The 20,388-nt window shown below is 71.7% G+C and carries 21 protein-coding genes; 15 read left to right on the top strand and 6 right to left on the bottom strand.

Annotated elements, in window-relative coordinates:
* Positions 1-26 precede the first annotated feature (26 nt).
* The 3 genes from ACZ5GP_RS32235 to ACZ5GP_RS32225 all read left to right on the top strand — a co-directional run bounded on the left by ACZ5GP_RS32235 (position 27) and on the right by ACZ5GP_RS32225 (position 2,536).
* The gene (locus ACZ5GP_RS32235) at positions 27-614 is read left to right on the top strand and encodes a DUF5998 family protein (RefSeq protein ID WP_358581474.1); all 588 of its coding nucleotides are present in this window, start codon (positions 27-29) and stop codon (positions 612-614) included.
* Complete coding sequence (locus tag ACZ5GP_RS32230) at positions 614-1,804, top strand: alkaline phosphatase family protein (RefSeq protein WP_468754210.1); 1,191 nt, start codon at positions 614-616, stop codon at positions 1,802-1,804. Before ACZ5GP_RS32235 ends, ACZ5GP_RS32230 begins: the two co-directional genes overlap by 1 nt.
* Before the next feature lie 69 nt (positions 1,805-1,873).
* Positions 1,874-2,536, top strand: coding sequence for a thymidine kinase (locus ACZ5GP_RS32225; protein WP_468754209.1), 663 nt, complete (start codon positions 1,874-1,876; stop codon positions 2,534-2,536).
* Between the two features lie 2 nt (positions 2,537-2,538).
* On the opposite strand, the gene ACZ5GP_RS32220 is transcribed toward ACZ5GP_RS32225, so the two are convergent.
* A complete protein-coding gene (locus tag ACZ5GP_RS32220; RefSeq protein WP_468754208.1) occupies positions 2,539-3,351 on the bottom strand; it encodes a VOC family protein in 813 nt (270 codons plus the stop codon).
* Positions 3,352-3,667: 316 nt separating this feature from the next.
* Here ACZ5GP_RS32220 and ACZ5GP_RS32215 point away from each other — a divergent pair, with 316 nt between their 5' ends.
* On the top strand, positions 3,668-4,495 hold the full coding sequence (locus ACZ5GP_RS32215) for a sulfurtransferase (protein WP_468754207.1): 828 nt from the start codon (positions 3,668-3,670) through the stop codon (positions 4,493-4,495).
* 77 nt (positions 4,496-4,572) lie between these two features.
* Here the strand turns inward: ACZ5GP_RS32215 and sepH are convergent, their stop codons facing one another.
* Positions 4,573-5,670, bottom strand: a complete 1,098-nt coding sequence (sepH, locus tag ACZ5GP_RS32210) for a septation protein SepH (protein ID WP_468754206.1) — start codon at positions 5,668-5,670, stop codon at positions 4,573-4,575.
* A 470-nt stretch (positions 5,671-6,140) separates the two neighbouring features.
* On the opposite strand from sepH, the gene ACZ5GP_RS32205 reads away from it, so the two are divergent.
* Complete coding sequence (locus tag ACZ5GP_RS32205) at positions 6,141-7,439, top strand: hypothetical protein (RefSeq protein WP_468754205.1); 1,299 nt, start codon at positions 6,141-6,143, stop codon at positions 7,437-7,439.
* A gap of 3 nt (positions 7,440-7,442) precedes the next feature.
* Here ACZ5GP_RS32205 and ACZ5GP_RS32200 read toward each other — a convergent pair whose 3' ends face one another.
* Both ACZ5GP_RS32200 and ACZ5GP_RS32195 read right to left on the bottom strand, forming a co-directional pair.
* A complete protein-coding gene (locus ACZ5GP_RS32200; RefSeq protein WP_468754204.1) occupies positions 7,443-8,774 on the bottom strand; it encodes a D-arabinono-1,4-lactone oxidase in 1,332 nt (443 codons plus the stop codon).
* Entirely contained in the window at positions 8,722-9,972 is a 1,251-nt protein-coding gene (locus tag ACZ5GP_RS32195; protein WP_468754203.1) for an MFS transporter, read from the bottom strand. The genes ACZ5GP_RS32200 and ACZ5GP_RS32195 overlap by 53 nt, the downstream gene beginning before the upstream one ends.
* A 195-nt stretch (positions 9,973-10,167) precedes the next feature.
* Between ACZ5GP_RS32195 and ACZ5GP_RS32190 the strand changes: the two genes are divergently transcribed.
* Both ACZ5GP_RS32190 and ACZ5GP_RS32185 read left to right on the top strand, forming a co-directional pair.
* A complete protein-coding gene (locus ACZ5GP_RS32190; RefSeq protein ID WP_468754202.1) occupies positions 10,168-11,295 on the top strand; it encodes a ferrochelatase in 1,128 nt (375 codons plus the stop codon).
* A gap of 85 nt (positions 11,296-11,380) precedes the next feature.
* On the top strand, positions 11,381-12,190 hold the full coding sequence (locus tag ACZ5GP_RS32185) for an inositol monophosphatase family protein (protein ID WP_468754201.1): 810 nt from the start codon (positions 11,381-11,383) through the stop codon (positions 12,188-12,190).
* Positions 12,191-12,339: 149 nt separating this feature from the next.
* Here ACZ5GP_RS32185 and ACZ5GP_RS32180 read toward each other — a convergent pair whose 3' ends face one another.
* Complete coding sequence (locus ACZ5GP_RS32180; RefSeq protein WP_468754200.1) at positions 12,340-12,513, bottom strand: hypothetical protein; 174 nt, start codon at positions 12,511-12,513, stop codon at positions 12,340-12,342.
* Positions 12,514-12,815: 302 nt separating this feature from the next.
* Between ACZ5GP_RS32180 and ACZ5GP_RS32175 the strand changes: the two genes are divergently transcribed.
* From ACZ5GP_RS32175 to ACZ5GP_RS32160, 4 genes are all read left to right on the top strand, one after another.
* The gene (locus tag ACZ5GP_RS32175; RefSeq protein WP_389713522.1) at positions 12,816-13,469 is read left to right on the top strand and encodes a response regulator transcription factor; all 654 of its coding nucleotides are present in this window, start codon (positions 12,816-12,818) and stop codon (positions 13,467-13,469) included.
* A gap of 5 nt (positions 13,470-13,474) precedes the next feature.
* Positions 13,475-14,722, top strand: a complete 1,248-nt coding sequence (locus tag ACZ5GP_RS32170; RefSeq protein WP_468754199.1) for a sensor histidine kinase — start codon at positions 13,475-13,477, stop codon at positions 14,720-14,722.
* 393 nt (positions 14,723-15,115) lie between these two features.
* On the top strand, positions 15,116-15,412 hold the full coding sequence (locus ACZ5GP_RS32165) for a DUF4193 domain-containing protein (protein WP_205035431.1): 297 nt from the start codon (positions 15,116-15,118) through the stop codon (positions 15,410-15,412).
* A gap of 13 nt (positions 15,413-15,425) precedes the next feature.
* Positions 15,426-16,355 carry a hypothetical protein gene (locus ACZ5GP_RS32160; RefSeq protein WP_468754198.1) on the top strand — a complete coding sequence of 310 codons (930 nt, stop codon included), beginning with the start codon at positions 15,426-15,428 and terminating at the stop codon, positions 16,353-16,355.
* A 21-nt stretch (positions 16,356-16,376) separates the two neighbouring features.
* Here ACZ5GP_RS32160 and ACZ5GP_RS32155 read toward each other — a convergent pair whose 3' ends face one another.
* Positions 16,377-16,829 (bottom strand): DUF3093 domain-containing protein, encoded by a 453-nt coding sequence (locus tag ACZ5GP_RS32155; RefSeq protein ID WP_358912324.1) that lies wholly within the window; start codon positions 16,827-16,829, stop codon positions 16,377-16,379.
* A 58-nt stretch (positions 16,830-16,887) separates the two neighbouring features.
* Between ACZ5GP_RS32155 and ACZ5GP_RS32150 the strand changes: the two genes are divergently transcribed.
* From ACZ5GP_RS32150 to ACZ5GP_RS32135, 4 genes are all read left to right on the top strand, one after another.
* The gene (locus ACZ5GP_RS32150; RefSeq protein WP_468754197.1) at positions 16,888-17,472 is read left to right on the top strand and encodes a PaaI family thioesterase; all 585 of its coding nucleotides are present in this window, start codon (positions 16,888-16,890) and stop codon (positions 17,470-17,472) included.
* Between the two features lie 23 nt (positions 17,473-17,495).
* Complete coding sequence (gene dut / locus ACZ5GP_RS32145; RefSeq protein ID WP_468754287.1) at positions 17,496-18,038, top strand: dUTP diphosphatase; 543 nt, start codon at positions 17,496-17,498, stop codon at positions 18,036-18,038.
* Position 18,039: 1 nt separating this feature from the next.
* Entirely contained in the window at positions 18,040-18,807 is a 768-nt protein-coding gene (locus tag ACZ5GP_RS32140; RefSeq protein WP_468754196.1) for a DUF3710 domain-containing protein, read from the top strand.
* Positions 18,808-19,049: 242 nt separating this feature from the next.
* Complete coding sequence (locus tag ACZ5GP_RS32135) at positions 19,050-20,279, top strand: alginate lyase family protein (protein ID WP_468754195.1); 1,230 nt, start codon at positions 19,050-19,052, stop codon at positions 20,277-20,279.
* Positions 20,280-20,388 lie beyond the last annotated feature (109 nt).

The following is a 20,388-nucleotide window of genomic DNA, read 5'->3' as shown; positions in this document are numbered from 1 at the left end:
CCCCGCCGGGCCGTAGGATGGACGGCATGGCAAAGACCGGTACGACGACCCAGGGGCTGCGCGCGGCGATCGAGCGCAGCGGCTACTACCCGGCCCTCGTGGCCGAGGCGGTGGAGGCCGCGATCGGCGGCGAGGCCATCGGGTCGTACCTGGTCCACCAGGAGACGACCTTCGACGCCAACGAAGTGCGCCGACACGTGACCGTCCTCGTCCTGACCGGGACGCGCTTCATCGTCAGCCACACCGACGAGCAGGCGGCGGACAGCACGTCCCCCGCGCCCTACGCGACGACCTCCACGGAGTCGGTCAAGATCGGCCGGATCTCCTCGGTCGTGCTCAGCCGCGTCGTCGCCAACCCGGAGAAGTACGTTCCGGGCACGCCGCCCCGCGAGGTCGTCCTGACCATCGGCTGGGGCGCGGTCTCCCGCATCGACCTGGAGCCCGCGGCCTGCGGCGACCCCAACTGCGAGGCGGACCACGGCTACACGGGCAGCTCGACCGCCGACGACCTGAGCCTGCGCGTCAGCGAGGCCGGCGACGGCCCCGACGCCGTGCGCCAGACCCTCGCCTTCGCCCAGGCACTGTCCGAGGCGACCGCGGACACCGCCCGCTGATGTCCCTGCCCGCCTGGGACGACGTGGAACCGATCGCCCTCGACACGGCCCCCGTGCCCGCCTACGGCTCGGGTTCGCTCGCCGACCTGCTGCCCACGCTCGTCGCCCACCAGGGCGTGCCCGGCTACGAGAACCCGGCCATCGCCGAACTCGCCCCCGCCGACCGCAACTGCGTCTTTCTGATCGACGGTCTCGGCTGGGAGCAGCTCAAGGCGCACCCGGACGAGGCGCCCTTCCTGCACTCGCTGCTCCCCAGCTCGCGCGGCGGCACCGGAGCGCCCATCACCGCGGGCTTCCCCGCCACCACGGCGACCTCGCTGGCCTCCGTCGGCACGGGCCTGCCGCCCGGCTCGCACGGCCTGCCCGGCTACACCGTGCGCAACCCCGCCACCGGCGAGCTGATGAACCAGCTCCGCTGGAACCCCTGGACCGATCCCCACGCGTGGCAGCCCTACCCGACGGTCTTCCAGCAGGCCCACGACGCGGGCGTGCACACCGCCCAGGTCTCGTCCCCGACCTTCGAGAACACCCCGCTCACCAAGATCGCCCTGAGCGGCGGCACCTTCCGGGGCAAGCTCTCCGGAGAGGACCGCATGGACCTCGCCGCCCGGCAACTGGCCGCGGGGGACCGGTCCCTGGTCTACACGTACTACGCGGAAGTGGACGGTAAGGGCCACCGCTTCGGCGTCGACTCCGATGCCTGGCGCGGCCAGCTCATGTACGTCGACCGGCTCGCCGAGCGGCTCGCCGAACGGCTGCCGCCGCGCAGCGCCCTGTACGTCACCGCCGACCACGGCATGCTCGACATCCCCTTCGACGACGCCTCCCGCATCGACTTCGACGAGGACTGGGAGCTGCGCGCCGGCGTCGCCCACCTCGGCGGCGAGGGCCGCGCCCGCCACGTCTACGCGGTGCCGGGCGCCGTGAACGACGTCGTGACGGTCTGGCGCGAGGTGCTCGGCGAGCAGTTCTGGGTCGCCTCCCGCGACGAGGCGATCGCCGCCGGATGGTTCGGTCCACACATTGATCAACGTGTGTACGAGCGTCTGGGCGACGTCATCGCCGCCGCGCGGGACGACGTCGCGATCATCGCCTCGGAACGCGAGCCCAACGAGTCCGCGCTCGTCGGCATGCACGGCTCCATGACCCCCGTGGAGCAGCTCGTCCCCCTCCTCGAAGTACGCTCGTAGACATACGCCCTTGAGGCGCCCCCGCCGGCGCGCCGACTCCGCACGCCCCCGAAAGGTCCGCAACCCCCCATGCCCGAGCTGGTGTTCTTCTCCGGAACGATGGACTGCGGAAAGAGCACGTTGGCTCTGCAGATCGAGCACAACCGCTCGGCCCGCGGACTCCAGGGGATGATCTTCACGCGGGACGACCGCGCGGGCGCGGGGAAGCTCTCCTCACGCCTCGGCCTGGTCACCGACGCCATCGAGGCAGCGGACGACTTCGACTTCTACGCCCATCTCGTCGACCACCTCTCCCAGGGCGGCCGGGCCGACTACGTGATCGCGGACGAGGCGCAGTTCCTGGCGCCCGAGCAGATCGACCAGCTCGCGCGGGTCGTCGACGACCTCGGCCTGGACGTCTTCGCCTTCGGCATCACCACCGACTTCCGCTCCAAGCTCTTCCCCGGCTCCCAGCGCCTGGTCGAGCTCTCCGACCGTGTCGAGGTGCTCCAGGTGGAGGCCCTCTGCTGGTGCGGCGCCCGCGCCACCCACAACGCGCGCACCGTGGGCGGCGTGATGGTCGTCGAGGGCGCCCAGGTCGTCATCGGCGACGTCGACCAGTCGTCGGACGTGGGGTACGAGGTGCTGTGCCGCCGTCACCACCGGCGCCGTACGACGGCGGCCACCGCACGGGCGGGCGCCCTTTCGCCGGACGTCCTGCCGGTGGACACGGCGGCGACCGCCCGCGCCTGACCTCAGGCCCCGGCGGGTGAACGCACGACGCTGAAGACCGCGCCCTCCGGGTCGGCGACCGTCGCCACCCGGCCCCGGGAGCTGTCCCGGGGTGGATCGACGGTCCGGCCGCCGAGCTCGGCCACCCGGGTCACCGCCTCGTCCACGTCGGCGACCTCGAAGTACGTCATCCAGTGCGGGCCCCGGTCGCGCGGCAGCGCGTCGCCCACACCGTGCACGGACGCGACCGGACGGCCGTCGACATGCAGGGTCAGGTAGTCCAAGTCGGCGGAGGCGGCGGCCTCTTCGGTGTAGCCGAACACGGCTCGGTAGAACGTCACGACGCTCGCGGTCTCCCGGGTCACCAGCTCGTTCCAGGCCGGTGCGCCCGGCTCCCCGACCACCGCGCTGCCCAGGTGCCGCGCCGCCTGCCAGAGCCCGAACACGGCGCCCGTGGGGTCCGAGGCGACGGCCATCCGGCCCGCCTGGCCCGCGGTGATCGGCCCCACGCCGACCGTGCCGCCGCAGTGCCGCACCGTCTCGGCGGTGGCGTCCGCGTCGTCCGTCGCCAGATAGGGCGTCCAGGCGATGGGCAGATGCCGGTCCGGCGGCAGCTGGCCGATGCCGGCGACCTCCCGGCCGTCCAGCAGCGCCCGGACATAGGGGCCGAGCTGCTGGGGTCCCGGCTTGAACTCCCAGCCGAAAAGCGCTCCGTAGAACTCCTGGGTCGCTGCCAGGCCATGCGCCATCAGGCTCACCCAGCAGGGTGTGCCGGGGGCGCTCCGACCGGCTCCCGCGCCGTCGCGCCGCCCTGCGGACGCCTGTGCCTCGGTCATCGTCACCCTCTCCTCGGCCCTCGTGGTGGCCGCTCTCTTCTGATTTCCCGAACGCGCGTACCTTCGCCGCGCGCGTGCGCGCCCCTGCCGATGCTCGCACCACCTGCCGTACCGCGCGCCCCGGCCGTGCCGCCCGGCTTCTCGCGGAGGATGCCCGTTTTGCGGTGTCTCACCCCTTGTCGCGGGAGGGCCGTGCGGTGTCCGTCCGCCGCACGAAGCGTGCGGGGTCCCATACGCCCCGTGTTCGGGCGTCGTCCGGCGGAGCAGGGTAGCCGGACCCGGCCCGTACGGCCACCCCATGCGCGAGGATGGGCCCATGAACGCCATCATCTCCGCATCCGAACTCGCGAGCGACCTGGCAGGCGAGAATCCGCCGGTCCTCCTCGACGTCCGCTGGCAGCACCAGGGCTCGCAGCCCGCCGCGTACGAAGAAGGGCACATCCCGTCCGCCGTCTTCGTCGATCTGGACGCCGACCTGGCAGGACCCGCGGGATCCGGTGGCCGCCACCCGCTCCCCGACCTGGACCACTTCGGGGCCGTGATGCGGGCGGCCGGCGTCTCCCCGGACCGGGACGTCGTGGTGTACGACGGTGGCCAGAACTGGGCGGCCGCGCGCCTGTGGTGGATGCTGCGCTGGACGGGACACACCTCCGTGCGCGTCCTCGACGGCGGCCTGGCCCTGTGGACCGGCTCCCTGGAGCGCGGCGCCGGGCAGAGCCCGCGGCCCGGATCCTTCGAGCCGGCTCCGAACAGCACGGACTTCCTCGACGCCGACTCGGCCGCCGCCCTGGCCCGCTCGGGACTCCTCCTGGACGCCCGAGCGGCCGAGCGCTACCGCGGTGAGGTCGAACCGATCGACAAGGTGGCCGGGCACATCCCCGGCGCGGTGTCGGCGCCGACCACGGAGAACGTCGCCGCGGACGGCCGCTTCAAGCCCGCCGCCGAGCTGGCCGCCCGTTTCGAGGCGCTCGGCGCCTCGCAGGCCGGGGAGGTCGGCGTCTACTGCGGCTCGGGTGTCTCGGGCGCCCACGAGGTGCTGGCCCTGGCCGTGGCCGGAATCCCCGCCGCGCTGTACGTCGGCTCGTGGTCGCAGTGGTCGGCCGACGGCGCGCGCCCGGTCGCCATGGGACCCGACCCGCAGTAGGGGGCGGGCATACGAGGGAGGGGCCCCGCATCAGATGGCGCGGGGCCCCTCCCTCGTACCCGGGCGTGCTCGGGGTGCTACTCCTGCTTCTTGCGGCGCGTACCGAAGACGATCTCGTCCCAGCTGGGCACCGCGGCGCGGCGCCCCGGGCGTACCCCGTCGGCCTCGGCCTGACGGTCCGTGGAGCCGACGAGGCGGTCGCGGTGGCTGGCCACCGAGCGCGGCATGAGCACGTCCGCGTAGGCCGAACCGGCACCGGCCGATGCCGCCGGGGCCTCCTCGGCGTCGGTCTCCTGCTCGCCCTCCTCCGAGGCGGGCGGCGCCAGTTCCGCGGTGACCACGGGGCGCTCCGGGACGACCATGTCGCCGCGGAAGCTGGGTACGGCCTCCAGGAGGCTGGTCAGCGAGTCGCGCTCCTGCTCGGCGGCGACCACGGTGCCCGCGTCCTCGCCGTCCTCCGTGGGGTCGCCGGGAGCGGGCGGGATGCTCTGCCGTTCCAGCTGGCGGTCCAGGGCGCGGTCGAGCGGGCGCTCCAGCGGGCGGTCCCGGGGGAGCCGGGCGATGCGCGGCACGAACGGGAAGCTGGGCTCGGGCGCGGCGATGTCGTCGCTCTCGCCGATCAGCGAGCGCGCCTCGTCGTCCACGGCCTGGACGAGCCGCCGGGGCGGGTCGTACGTCCAGCTCGCGGAGTGCGGTTCGGTCGCCACGCGGTAGACGAGCAGGACCTCCCAGGTGCCGTCGTCGCGGCGCCAGGAGTCCCACTGGACGGAGTCCTTGTCGGCGCCGCGCAGCAACAGCCGTTCCTGGACGGCGTCGCCGAGCTGGGGGCCGGTGTTCTCGCCGGGGCGGCGGACAGCAGTCTTCCTGGCGCGCTCCGCCATGAAGGCGCGCTCGGCGAGCACGGGGCCCTCGAAGCGCCGCACGCGATCGACGGGGATGCCGGCGAACTGGGCCACTTCTTCCGCGGTCGCACCGGCACGTATCCGTGCCTGGATGTCGCGGGGGCGGAGGTGGCTCTCCACCTCGATCTCGATCTGGCCGAGTCGGGGCCGGTCGCCGCGGACGGCCGCACGCAGCCGTTCATCGATCGGAAGCGTGTACTCCGTGCTGTCCGCAGCTTTCAGCACCAGCCGTGTGCCGTCGTTGCTGACGGCCACGACACGCAGTTCGGGCATGGGGACCTCCCGGGTGGTGCCTGCCGACGTCACGTGCGTCGCTGCTTCCGCTAGTCGAGTGTGGCCTGCCCGGGTGCAGCCTGCCACAACCTTGCCGAGTTGCCCGGCGTGTCGGGCAGGGGCCCTGGATCGCCGTTGTGACACGGTCGCCTGTTCGCAACTCTAAGTGACGACGTTCGTCACCCTGTGCAGCGAGCCCCCCACCCGGCGGCCCTGGAAGGCCCCGGGCACCCTGGCGGGAGACCGGACCCAGGGCTCGCAACAGTACTCCATTCGGGCCATGCGGGTGGACCGCCGCGCCGCCGAACTTCTCCCCGAGGAAGGGAGTTGGTGGCCATTTCCGGCCCGGTGACCGGCGCATGGGTGGCGCACTTCACGGAAACAGCAGAAACGGAACTAATCGCTTCGGCCATACGTCCCCCTCTCGTGTGGTGAGCCGAAAAGGTGAGAAAGGCAGGCAAGGGTCGAAGATGCGAGTAAAGCCGGATTCCGGCCAGGAGTCGAAGGACCAGGAGGAGCCGGAGGAGAAGCGGCGCCTCGATCTCAGCGTGCCGCAGGTGGCGGGGAGCGCCATCGCCGCGGTCGTGGCGGCGAAGCTCGCCTCGAACCTCGGCGTCTACGGGACGATCCTCGGCGCCGGTGTCGTGAGCGGCATAGCGACCTGTGGTGGCACGATCTTCCAGCACTTCTTCAAGCGTACGGGTGAACAGATACGCGTGGTGGCGGTTCAGGCCAAGCCCAAGGCGCAACAGGTGCCCGTACCCAGGGGGCACCAGGTGCCCGCGACCACATCGCCGGCGGTGCCCGAGACGTTCAGAACCGCCTCTTATCCGGGAGCCGTGTCCGCCACCGGGCCCGTGACCACCACTTGGGGCAGGCCGCAGGACACCGGCGCCGCTCCCCGCACCGGGCCGGCCGCGACGACGGCGCTGCCCGGCGCGGCGGACGCCGATCCCACGACCGTCATGCCCGGCGCGGCGGACGCGGACCCGACCGCCTTCGTGTCCGGAGCCGCGGACGCGGACCCGACGACCGTCCTGCCGTCGGTGGCCTGCGACCTCGACGCCGACAGGACACAACTGCTCGGCCCGGCCGACGCCACGCAGTTGCTGCCGGGCGAGGACGCCACCGGGCTCGTCCCCCGCGAGGACGCCACGCGCGTGCTCCACGTCGGTGCCCCGGCGTCGCCCCCGGGTGTGCCGATCGAACCGCCGCTCCCGTCGGACGAGTTCACCGAGGGCACCACGCACCGCGCGCAGATCCGCAGCTGGAAGCGGCCGTTGATCGCGGGGGCCGTCGTGTTCGGGGTCGCCATGGCGGGGATCACCACGTACGAGCTGGTCTCCGGCGAGGACTTCAGCGGCGGCACGGGCACCACGATCAGCAACCTCACGGGGAACGACTCCTCCCGGAAGGAGCAGCCGTCCACGCCCCCCACCGGTCCGTCAAGCGTGCCCTCGGACAACGGCACTTCGGGGACGGGCGACCCCGATTCCCCCGAGGGCGACGGCGGCGCGACGCAGGATCCGGGCGGGGCCGGCGGCCGGACGCCCGGTCAGGGCGAGGGCACCGGCCCGGCGGCCGACCCCGACAAGAGCACCGGCACGGATACGGACAAGGACGACGGCACCGACTCCGGAGACGACGGTTCCAAGACGGACCCGACGCCGACGCCGCCCCCGGCCCCCACGCCGTCGAGCGGCACCGGGACCGGCAGCGGCACGGGCGCCGGTGGCGACGCGCAGCAGGGCGAGACCACCAGCCCGTAGAGGTCAGTCGCCGAGGACCCGCCGCAGATAGGCGTTGCCGAACAGACGGTCCGGGTCGAGGCGGTCGCGCAGGGCGGTGAACTCGCCGAAGCGGGGGTAGGCCTCGGCGAAGTACTCCGCGTCACGCGTGTGCAGCTTGCCCCAGTGCGGCCGCCCCTCGTGCGCGGTGAAGATCCGCTCCGCCGCCGCGAAGTACGCCTGATACGGCGTGCCCTTGTACATGTGGACGGCGATGTACGCGCTCTCCCGGCCCGAGGCCGTGGAGAGCGCGATGTCGTCCGCGGGCGCCGTGCGGACCTCCACGGGGAAGCTGATCCGCAGCCGCGAGCGGTCCACCATGGCCTTCAGCTCACGCAGGGTCTCCACGAGGGCCTCGCGCGGAACGGCGTACTCCATCTCCATGAAGCGCACCCGGCGCGGGCTGGTGAAGACCTTGTAGGGAATGTCCGTGTACGTACGGGCGGACAGGGCCTTGCTGGAGACCTTGGCGATGCCGGGGATGGTCGCGGGGAAGGCTCGGCCGAGGGAGTTGACCACCTGGAAGAGGCCGTTGGAGAGCAACTCGTCCTCCACGAAGGCGCTGACCCGGCCGGGCGGGGCCACGGGGCCCGGACTGCGGTTGTTCCGCTTGGTGTTGCAGTTGCCGGTGTGCGGGAACCAGTAGAACTCGAAGTGCTCGTTCTCCGTGACGAGCGCGTCGAAGTCGCTCGTGACCTCGTCGAAGGTCATCGGCTCCTCGCGGGCCGTCAGGAAGAAGACCGGCTCGACGGCGAAGGTAATCGCGGTGATGACACCGAGCGCGCCCAGCCCGATGCGGGCGGCGGCGAAGACCTCGGGGTTCTCCTCGGCGGAGCAGGTCAGCACCGTGCCGTCCGCGGTGACCAGTTCGAGCCCCTTGATCTGCGCGGCGATCGAGGCCGAGTCACGGCCCGTGCCGTGCGTGCCGGTGCTGACGGCTCCGGAGACGGTCTGCTCCATGATGTCGCCCATGTTGGTGAGCGACAGCCCCTCGCGGGCGAGCGCCGTGTTCAGGCGCTTCAGGGGGGTGCCGGCCTCCACGGTCACGGTGCCCGCCGCCCGGTCGACGGCGCGGATGCCGGTGAGGAGACCGGGGCGTATGAGCAGGCCGTCGGTCGCGGCGGCCGCCGTGAAGGAGTGCCCCGTGCCGACCGGCTTCGCCGTCAGGCCGTCGGCCCTGGCCGCGCGCAGGGCCTCGGCGAGTTCGTCCACCGTGGCGGGCGTGACCTCCCTGGCCGGCCGCGTGGTGACGTTGCCCGCCCAGTTACGCCACGTCGCTGTGCTCTTCCCGCTGCCCGTGCCCGTTGCCGTGCCCATGGGTCCCTCCCCGTTGCGGAACCGGCCGCTTCAGCCGGCGGTAGCCCAGGAACCCGACCACGGCCGCGGCGGCTCCGGAGATGCCCGGAACCGTGTACCCGGCGTCCGGACCCGCGGCGTCGATCACCCAGCCGGCCGCGGACGAGCCGAGCGCGACACCGACCGCGAGCCCGGTGCTCACCCAGGTCATGCCCTCGGTCAGTTTCGCGCGTGGTACGTGCTGCTCGACGAGGCCCATCGTCACGATCATCGTCGGCGCGATGGACAGGCCCGCGAGGAACAGCGCCACGGCCAGAAACAGCAGGTTCCCGACCAGTTGAAGCGGGATCATACTCACGGCCATCGCACAGACACCCAGCAGCCACCTGCGGGCCGGCGCCCCCTTGAAGTGCAGCAGTCCGAAGACCGCTCCGGCGAGGCAGGAGCCGAGCGCGTAGAGCGCGAGCACCAGGCTCGCCGCGGACTTGTGACCGTGGTCCTCGGCGTACGCCACGGTGACCACGTCGATCGACCCGAAGATCGCGCCGGTCGCGACGAAGGTCGCGACGAGGACCTGGAGCCCGATCGAGCGCAGCGCCGAGCCCTTGGTGTGGTGCTCGCGCGGATGCGGCACCGGCTCGGTGGCCTGCTGGGCCGTCAGCCAGAAGACGCCCACGGCGAGAAAGGTACCGGCGAGCAGCGGTCCCGCCTCGGGGAACCACACCGTGGAGAGGCCGATCGAGATGATCGGCCCGAAGATGAAGCACGCCTCGTCCACCACGGACTCGAAGGAGTACGCGGTGTGCAGCTGCGGGGTGTCGCGGTAGAGCACGGCCCAGCGGGCCCTGATCATCGAACCCACGCTCGGCACACAGCCGACCAGGGCGGCGAAGACGAACAGCGTCCAGTCGGGCGCCTCGAACTTCGCGCAGAGCAGCAGCCCCGTCACCGCGGCCAGCGAGACCAGGGTCGCGGGCCTGAGCACCCGGCGCTGGCCGTGCCGGTCCACGAGCCGCGATATCTGCGGCCCGATCGCGGCCGCGGACAGCGCGACGGTCGCCGACAGCGCGCCCGCCAGGCCGTACCGCCCGGTCAGCTGGGACACCATCGTCACGATGCCGATGCCCATCATGGATATGGGCATGCGGCCGAGGAACCCGGCGGCGGAGAACGCCTTGGTGCCGGGGGCGGCGAAGATGGCGCGGTAGGGGCTGGGCACGTGGACTCCGCTGGAGCGCCGGCGCCGCGCGCCGGGAGGGACGCGGGCTCCGGTAAGGCGTGAAGGTGGCTGATACAGCTTACGGCTCCCCGGGTGCCGGACGCACCGTGATTCGCGTGTCGGACGCAGCGTGCTCCCCGTGTCGGACACACCGGGGTTTTCCGGCTGTCGGTGGCGGGTGGCAGGATCGGTCGCATGTCCGATGCGCCTGATCCCACTCCCTACGACGCCCTGCTGCTGCTCTCGTTCGGCGGCCCCGAGGGCCCCGACGACGTGGTCCCGTTCCTGGAGAACGTGACGCGGGGCCGCGGCATCCCCAAGGAGCGGCTCAAGGAGGTGGGGCAGCACTACTTCCTGTTCGGCGGGGTGAGCCCGATCAACGACCAGAACCGCGCCCTGCTGGACGCCCTGCGCAAGGACTTCGCGGAGCACGGCCTCGACCTGCCGATCCACTGGGGCAACCGCAACTGGGCGCCGTACCTCACCGACACCCTGCGCGAGATGGTCACCGCCGGCCACCGCCGCGTCCTGGTCCTCGCCACCAGCGCGTACGCCTCGTACTCGGGCTGCCGCCAGTACCGCGAGAACCTCGCGGACGCCCTCGCCGCGCTGGAGGCCGAGGGACTGGAGCCGCCGAAGGTCGACAAGCTCCGGCACTACTTCAACCACCCGGGTTTCGTGCGCCCGATGATCGACGGCGTCCTGAAGTCCCTCGCCGAGCTGCCCGACGAGGTCAGGGACGGCGCCCACCTGGCCTTCACCACGCACTCGATCCCGAACGCCGCGGCCGACACCTCCGGCCCGGTCGAGGCGCACGGGGACGGCGGCGCCTATGTCGCGGAGCACCTGGACGTCGCCCGGCTCGTCGCCGACGCGGTGCGCGAGGAGACCGGCGTCGAGCACCCCTGGCAGCTCGTCTACCAGTCGCGCAGCGGCGCCCCGCACATCCCGTGGCTGGAGCCCGACATCTGCGACCACCTGGCGGAGCGGCACGCGGCCGGGGTCCCCGCGGTCGTCATGGTCCCGATCGGCTTCGTCTCCGACCACATGGAGGTCCTGTACGACCTCGACACCGAGGCGAAGGCCAAGGCCGCGGAGCTGGGTCTGCCGGTCCGCCGCTCGGCGACGGTCGGCGCGGACCCGCGGTTCGCCGCCGCGATCAGGGAGCTGGTCCTGGAGCGCGCGGCGCGCGAGAGCGGCGCGGCCGTCACGCCGTGCGCCCTGGGAGCGCTGGGCGCGAGCCACGACGTGTGCCCGGTCGGCTGCTGCCCCGCCCGCGCCCCGAAGCCCGCGGCCGCCGGCGCCGACAGCCCGTACGCGTGATCCCGTACGCCTGAATCCGTACGCCTGAATCCGTACGCGTGAATCCGTACGCATGACCCCGAGATCGCGGAGCACAAGGAGCACCATGACGGACCCGCTGAAGGCGCTCAAGGCCGAACTCCTCGACGTCGCCCTGGAGGCCGCGCACCGAGCCGGGGTCTTCCTGCGCGACGGCCGCCCGGACGACCTGGGCGTGGCGGCGACCAAGTCGAGCGCCGTGGACGTCGTCACCGAGATGGACATCGCCTCCGAGAAGCTGATCACCGACTTCCTCGCCGAGCGCCGGCCGGCCGACGGTGTGCTGGGCGAGGAGGGCGCGAGCCTGGCGGGCACCAGCGGCGTGCAGTGGGTCGTCGACCCGATCGACGGCACCGTGAACTACCTGTACGGACGCCCCGACTGGTCCGTGTCCATCGCCGCCCGCAAGGACGGCGAGACCCTCGTCGGGGTCGTGCACGCGCCGATGCGCGGGGAGACCTACCGCGCGGTCCTCGCTCAGGGCGCCTTCGTCGGTGACCGGCCCGCGTTCGTCCGCCCGGCGCCGCCGTTCGAACAGGCCCTGGTGGGCACCGGCTTCGGATACCTCGCCGAGCGCCGGGAGCGGCAGGCCGAGGTCGCCCGCCGGCTCGTCCCGAAGGTGCGGGACATCCGGCGCGGCGGGTCGGCGGCGATCGACCTGTGCGACGTCGCGACGGGCAGGCTGGACGCGTACTACGAGCGCGGACTGCACCCCTGGGACTTCGCGGCCGGTGACCTCATCGCCCGGGAGGCGGGCGCGCTGACCGGTGGCCGCCCCGGAGAGCCCCTCTCGGGCGAGCTGGCCATCGCGGCCCCGCCCGGCCTCTTCGAGGCCCTCCAGGGCCTCCTGGAGGACCTCGGCGCCTGGCACGACTGACCGCGCCCACGACCGCCGGCACGGGGCCGCCGGCGCAGGGCCGACAACAGCACAGGGCCCCGGCATCGCGTCCAGATGCCAGGGCCCTGTGCTGTGTGCTCGGCGTGCGTATGTGCGGCGTGCGTATGTGCTCAGCCGTACGTGTGCGCTCAGGCGTGCACGGCGCCTACTTCGACTCCGTGCTCGGCCGCCAGACGGTGGAGGTCCTCAAGCTCCGCCTGCTCGACCTCGGCCAGGAAGTCGTCTCCCGTCTCACGGGCCATCGTGAGGTCGGACTCCGTGGCCTTTATGCGCTGCAGGAGACCTGCGGTGAATGCGTCCATGGTTGCGCCCCCTCGGCTGGGTCGTGGGTCGATGGCACGGGGGTGTGCCCTCAAGAAGGGGCGATCACGTCTCAAGCCGCCCTGGAGAAAGCGGGTTGGTGGTACGCCACATACAAAGCGTGATCGCGGGTGTAAAGCCGTCCTCCCCCCGCTCCCTTCCGCAGAAACCTCGGAGGACGGAGAAAATCCCGCGTTCCCGGGGCCGACGACCGCCTTACAGCCGGTTTATGGCCGAAAGGGGCAGGATGGAGCCCTACCCCGAGACAAACCTGCCCGCAGGGGCACAGCGGAAGGACAGCGACGTGCGCGTACTCGTCGTCGAGGACGAGCAGCTGCTCGCCGATGCGGTGGCCACCGGACTGCGCCGGGAGGCCATGGCCGTCGACGTCGTGTACGACGGGGCGGCCGCCCTGGAGCGCATCGGCGTCAACGACTACGACGTGGTGGTGCTCGACCGGGACCTCCCGCTCGTGCACGGCGACGACGTCTGCCGCAAGATCGTCGAGCTCGGCATGCCGACCCGCGTCCTGATGCTCACCGCGTCGGGCGACGTGAGCGACCGCGTCGAAGGACTGGAGATCGGCGCCGACGACTACCTCCCCAAGCCCTTCGCGTTCAGCGAGCTGACCGCACGCGTGCGTGCCCTCGGCCGGCGCACGAGTGTGCCCCTGCCGCCGGTCCTGGAGCGCGCAGGGATCAAGCTCGACCCCAACCGCCGCGAGGTCTTCCGGGACGGCAGGGAGATCCAGCTCGCCCCCAAGGAGTTCGCCGTCCTCGAAGTGCTGCTGCGCAGCGAGGGCGCGGTCGTCTCCGCGGAGCAGCTCCTGGAGAAGGCCTGGGACGAGAACACCGACCCGTTCACGAACGTGGTCCGGGTGACCGTCATGACGCTGCGCCGCAAGCTCGGCGAGCCGCCCGTCATCGTGACGGTGCCGGGCTCCGGCTACCGGATCTGACCCCGGTGGCCGCGACCCCGGCGCAACCAGCCGCGCCCCCCAAACCGACATGGGACCCGAGGAAGGTCGAAGCGCCTTTCCCGTGGCTGCGTCCCACCATCCGCATACGGCTCACGCTGCTGTACGGCGGCATGTTCCTGATCGCGGGCATCCTGCTGCTCTCGATCATCTATCTGCTCGCCGCCCAGGCGTTGAACGTGGGCAGCGACCTGCCGTTCCGGGTCACGGGCAGTTCCTCGGTGAGCAGCGAGAGCTGCGCGAACTTCCGGCTGCTGCCCGCGCACCCCACGGAGACCCAGCTCAACTCCGCGCTGAACGAGTGCGTCAACCAGATGCGCCGGAACGCCCTGGACAATCTCCTGAGCCGCTCACTTCTGGCCCTGCTCGGGCTCGCGGTGATCGCGTTCGCCTTCGGGTACGCGATGGCGGGCCGTGTCCTGTCGCCGCTCGGCCGCATCACCCGCACCGCCCGCAGGGTGGCCGGCACGGACCTGACCCGGCGCATCGAGCTGGACGGCCCGGACGACGAGCTGAAGGAGCTGTCCGACACCTTCGACGAGATGCTGGACCGCCTGGAGCGGGCCTTCACCGCCCAGCAGCGGTTCGTCGGCAACGCCTCGCACGAGCTGCGCACGCCGCTGGCGATCAACCGCACGCTCCTGGAGGTGCATCTCTCCGACCCTCAGGCGCCGCCCGAGCTCCACCAGCTCGGCAAGACGCTCCTGGCCACCAACGAGCGCAGCGAGCAGCTCGTGGAGGGCCTGCTGCTGCTCGCCCGCAGCGACAACCAGATCGTCGAGCGCAAGCCCGTCGACCTGGCCGAGGTCGCCGACCACGCCGTCGACCAGGTGCGCTCCGAAGCCGAGGCGAAGGGCGTGCGGATCCGCGGGCAGCGGGCCCCGGCCGTCGTGCAGGGCAACGGCGTGCTCCTGGAGCGCATCGCCCTGAACCTCGTCCAGAACGCCGTCCGGTACAACGTGGCGGACGAGGGCTGGGTCGAGGTCGTCACGGAGGCACAGCACGGCCAGGCGGTCCTGGTGGTGTCCAACACGGGGCCGGTGGTTCCCGCGTACGAGATCGACAATCTCTTCGAGCCGTTCCGCAGGTTGCGGACCGAGCGAACGGGCAGTGACAAGGGCGTCGGGCTCGGCCTGTCGATCGCCCGGTCGGTGGCGCGGGCCCACGGGGGCCGTATCATCGCGGAGCCGCGTGAGGGGGGTGGGCTCGTGATGCGTGTCACGCTCCCCATCTGAGGCGCTGCCGTGAACGTGTCGGCGTGTTCGCTCTGCGCGGAATTCTCGGGGCTCGATCCCAAGGAGTTCGTGTGTGATCGATCACAAAGGCGATTTATCGGCTCTCTACTCTCCGTGATCGCGAAAGTCGTCGGAAAGCCGGGAAAATCCGGGTTTTCGGGGGTCTTGATCACGGGAAGTACACGGGGTGGCGCCCGTGAGTGCGACATTCGGACCGTGTACGGTCCCGATCGCCATCCAAGCCGATCACCTCTTCAGGGGTGCGGTTGGGTGTCGATTGAGTAACAGACCTTGATGTGAGGCAAAATCTCCGCCTCGGGCCGGGCACAAGCCCGGCCTCTCACGCGTTACGTGCGCTGGAGACACCGCAGACACCCAGAGGGGGAGAGCGACATGGCAACGGACTACGACACCCCACGCAAGACCGATGACGACCTCAACGAGGACAGCATCGAGGAACTGAAGGCCCGGAGGAACGACAAGTCGACTTCGACTGTCGACGTCGACGAGTTCGAGGCCGCCGAGGGCCTTGAGCTGCCCGGCGCGGACCTGTCCAACGAGGAGCTCGCCGTCCGGGTGCTCCCGAAGCAGCAGGACGAGTTCACCTGCATGAGTTGCTTCCTGGTGCACCACCGCAGCCAGCTGGCCAAGGAGAAGAACGGCCAGCCGATCTGCCGCGACTGCGACTGAGGCGGGGTCGGCCATGACTGGCTCGACCCCGTTCAGGAAGCGCCGTCTCCGCAACCGCGGAGCGGACGAAGCCGGCGCCCTCGGCGACGGCGTGCGTGACGACGAGCGGGGCTCTTCCGCCAGCGGATCAGCCTCGCTCGAACCGGCGAACGCCCTTGAGGTGGCGCCGGACGAGACGGCGGCCGGCAAGGCCTCCGGGACCACTCGGACACCCGGGTCCCGGAGCCGCGTTGCCGCCGTCACGGACGGAATGAAGGAAGGCGTGCGCAAGGGCGGGCGCGCCGGCCGGGCCGGCATCGGCTATCTCGCCGACCGGCTCATCGAGAACGCCCCGCGGATCCCGGTCCGCGATCTGGCGACCCTCCGCAAGCAGTTCCCGGGCCTTGGCCCCGAGCAGCTCGCGGACAAGCTCGTCTCCGGTGCGGCCAACGCCTCGTCCACGGTGGGCGCGGGAGTGGGCGCGGCGGCGATGATGCCCGTGCCGCCCGCGATGCCGGCGGAACTGGCGGCGGAGATCACCGGCGTCGCCGCGGTCGAACTGAAGATGATCGCCGAACTGCACGAGGTCTACGGCCGACGGCCCGAAGGCAACCTCAAGCAGCGCAGCACGGCCTATCTGACCTCCTGGACGCAGGAGCGCGGCGTGGACGTGGGCAAGCCCTCGACCCTGAACGCGGCGCTGGGCGGCCAGGTCAAGCGGGAACTGCGCCAGCAGATCATGAAGCGCATGGTCCGCAACCTCCCGAACCTCATGCCCTTCATGGTGGGCGCGGCGGTCGGGGCGGTGATGAACCGCCGGGACACCAAGAAGCTCGCCGAGAAGATCCGGGCCGACCTGCGCAAGCAGCAGGTGCCGTGGGACGCGCTGCCGGAGCTGGCGCCCCTGGAGACGCCGGACGATCCTCTGCGGGTGGCCGGCGGCCCCAAGGAGCTGGGGAGCTGACCGGCCGGCCGCCCGGCCGGTCTACGGGGTGTTCTGGCGCACCGCGTCCAGCGCCTTCGCCAAGGCCTCCGGGTGCCGCGTCGAGACGTACGCGTACGGCGTCGGATCGGCCGGGTCCGTGATCGGCACACGCAGGGCCGTCGGGATGTACGCGCGCAGCAGCATGAAGGCGCGCGGGTCGGCCTTGTAGGAGCGCCAGGCGCGGGTCTCCTCGCCCCTGAGGACCTCCGCCTCGCCCAGGGCGGAGACCGGGATCCTCGCGTCGCCCGCGACCAGCGAGCCGGCGACCACGCGGATCCGCACCGAGCCGTACGCGCTGGTGACGACGGCCGCCACCGCCGTGCCGCCGACCAGGCCGCCGAGGAGCGGCAGCGTGCCGAACGGCAGCATGATCAGGCCCATCGCCACACCCACCAGGACCGAGGCGAACCACCACGAACGGGGCGCGGTGAGGCGTTCTTCGTAAGGCTGCATGGAACCAAGCTTGGCACGGGGAGCTGCGAGCGCCGACGCGGAGGTAAGGTCTGCGCCTGTGAGTGGTACATCTGCGGCTCTGAAGCCCCCGGCCGACGCCATAGCGCCCGTCCGGCACCCTGACGCGCCCGCCCCCGGCGAGCTGATCGGCGCGCACTACGAACACTGTTTCGGCTGCGGCGACGGGCAGGCACATGGGCTGCACCTCGCGGCGCGGGCCGGAGACGGTGTGACCGTCACCGCCGAGTTCACCGTGCGCGAGGCGCACCAGGGTGCCCCGGGCCTCGCCCACGGCGGCATCCTCGCCACTGCGCTCGACGAGACGCTCGGCTCGCTGAACTGGCTGCTGCGGGTGATCGCGGTGACCGGCCGCCTGGAGACCGACTTCGTGCGGCCCGTGCCGCTGGGCACCGTGCTGTTCCTGGAGGCCGAGGTCACGGCGGTCGCCGGACGGAAGATCTACTCGAGTGCCACCGGCCGGATCGGCGGCCCCGAGGGGCCCGTGGCGGTCCGCGCCGACGCCCTCTTCATCGAGGTGAAGGTCGACCACTTCATCGACAACGGCCGCCCGCGGGAGATCCGGGCGGCCATGAACGACCCGGACCAGATCCGGCGCGCCCGCGCCTTCGAGGTGAACCCGTGACGTCCCCTACCCCTTCCGGCGAACTGAACGTGCTGATCAGGCGCGTCGACCCCGAAGTGCCCCTGCCGTCGTACGCGCGGCCCGGCGACGCCGGCGCCGATCTGCGGACGACGGAATCCTGCGAACTGGCGCCCGGCGAGCGGGTCGTGCTGCCCACCGGGGTGTCCATCGCGCTCCCGGAGGGGTACGCGGCCTTCGTGCACCCCCGTTCGGGGCTGGCCGCCCGCTGCGGTGTCGCTCTGGTGAATGCCCCGGGGACGGTGGATGCCGGGTACCGTGGAGAGATCAAGGTGATCGTGGTGAATCTCGATCCGCGCGAGAGCGTGCGGTTCGAGCGCTTCGACCGGATTGCCCAACTGGTCGTCCAGCAGATCGAGAAGGTGCGCTTCCAGGAGGTGGCGGAGCTTCCCGCGTCGGCGCGGGCCGAGGGGGGCTTCGGGTCCACCGGTGGCCATGCCGCCGTGGGCGTCGGCCCGGGCGAGAGCGCGGGCGAACCGGCGGGCACCGGCGGACAAACGGGTGGGAATCGATACGCATCGGTCGTATCTGACCGGGAAGGACAGTGACGTGTTCGGACGTCGCAAGAAGGACAGTGCCGCCGAGGACGCGGCAGGCGCGGACGAGCAGGTCGTCGACGGCGTGGACAGCAACGACCGGCCCGACGTCGCGCGCTCGCGCGTGAGGCTCGAGCCGGAGCCCCGTCCCGACGGTCCCTGGGACATCTCGGAGGTCCGCGAGCCCGGCGAGGGCCGGGTCGACCTCGGCGGACTCTTCGTGCCGGGGGTCGAGGGCATGGAGCTGCGGGTGGAGGTCGCGGGGGACGCCATCGTCGCCGCCACCGTCGTGCTCCAGGACAGTGCCATCCAGCTCCAGGGCTTCGCCGCCCCGAAGAAGGAGGGCATCTGGGGCGAGGTCCGCGAGGAGATCGCGGGCGGCATCACGCAGCAGGGCGGTGTCATCGACGAGGTCGAGGGCCCCCTCGGCTGGGAGCTGCGCGCCCAGGTCCCCGTGCAGCTGCCGGACGGCACGGGTGGCGTGCAGGTCGTGCGCTTCGTCGGCGTCGACGGGCCGCGCTGGTTCCTGCGCGGTGTGATCTCCGGGCAGGGCGCGGTGCAGCCGCAGGCCGCCGGTCTCCTGGAGCAGATCTTCCGGGACACCGTCGTGGTCCGGGGCGAGGGCCCGATGGCGCCGCGCGATCCGATCGTCCTGAAGCTGCCGGACGACGCGCAGATGGTCGCCGAGAGCAGCGTCCAGCAGGACCAGCAGGAAGGTTCGCGCTTCTCGGGCGGCATGGGCCAGCTCCAGCGCGGCCCCGAGATCACCGAGGTGCGCTGACGCCGTCGGCGTCCTGACCGCCTGACGGCATCACAACTGCCGTGTGGCCCGCAGTGGTTCCGGTTCGTCCGGACCGCCGCGGGCCACTTTGGCATGCGCCCATGCGGTTCCGCCGCCGCGTCTTGACGGCAGGCAGGTCCGTACCTATGGTCACGGGCCAACGCGCGCGTTCAGAAAGGCACGTGAAGTTCACATACAAGAACGCACGAGACCGTACGAGCCAAGACGAACGGATGGTCCCCATGCCGGATGCCTCCTCTCCCGTACGCCGCCACCGCCGCCGCGGAACCCGTCTCTCCCTCGGTGGGACCGTCGCCACGGCCACCGCCCTGGTCATCGCGCTCCTGCCCTGGTCCGGAACCGGGAAGGCCGAAGCTGCCCCCACGACCTTCGTCCACCCCGGAGTCACCGTCTCGCGGGGCCAGTTGGACTTCACCCGCGAGAAAGTCGCCGCGGGCGCCGAGCCCTGGAAGTCCGCCTACGACCAGATGATGGGCAGCCGCTACGCCTCCCTCTCCCGTACCCCCAAGCCCCGGGCGGTGGTCGAGTGCGGCAGCCACTCCGAGCCGAACCACGGCTGCACCGACGAGCGCGAGGACGCGATCGCCGCGTACACCACCGCCCTCGCCTGGTACCTCACGCGTGACGAGCGCTACGCGAAGAAGTCCATCGAGCTGATGGACGCCTGGTCGGCCACCATCGAGGACCACACCAACAGCAACGCCCCTCTCCAGACCGGCTGGGCCGGCTCCAGCTGGCCGCGCGCCGCCGAGATCATCAAGTACACCTACCCCGGGAACTGGGCGAACTCCGGGCGCTTCGCGACGATGCTGCGCACCGTCTACCTGCCCGAGGTCATCAACGGATCGAACTCGAACGGCAATTGGGAGCTTTCGATGATGGAGGCCGCCATCGGCATCTCCGTCTTCCTGGAGGACAAGGCCTCCTACGACAAGGCGATGGCCACCTTCCGCACGCGCACGGCCGCCTACGTCTACCTCGCCTCCGACGGGCCGCTGCCCCGGACCGTGCCCCGGCAGAACCTCGACACCCGGGAGAAGATCGTCAAGTACTGGCAGGGGCAGGGGACGTTCACCACGGGCCTCAGCCAGGAGACGTGCCGCGACTTCACGCACACCGGATACGGCCTCTCCGCGATCTCGCACGTCGCCGAGACCAGCCGCATCCAGGGCCAGGACCTCTACCCGACGGACGTCGGGGAGCGGCTGCGCCAGGGCCTCGGCTTCCACGCCAGGTACGAACTGGGCGAGGCGCCCCCCGCCGCCCTCTGCGGGGGCACGGTCCACCGGGGCCTCGGACCCGTCACCGAGGTCGGCCACAACGCCCTCGCCGGACGCCTCGGCCACCCCATGACCCAGACCCGCAACCTCACCGAGCGAAACCGCCCCGCCGGCTCCAACAACCTCTTCGTCGCCTGGGAGACCCTGACGCACGCGGACAATCCGCGCTGATCCCGGCCGCGCCGGGCCATCGGCCCGCATCAGGGTTCTGTCAAGGACGCGGACCGCGCACCCCCTTGTCCGTAATGCCGTAATGGTGCGCCGTAAGGTCGATGCTGCG

This window comes from Streptomyces sp. NPDC031466, from assembly GCF_055581265.1.
The sequence above is the reverse complement of the archived record's forward strand: the minus strand, read 5'-3'. Positions and strand labels throughout refer to the sequence as shown.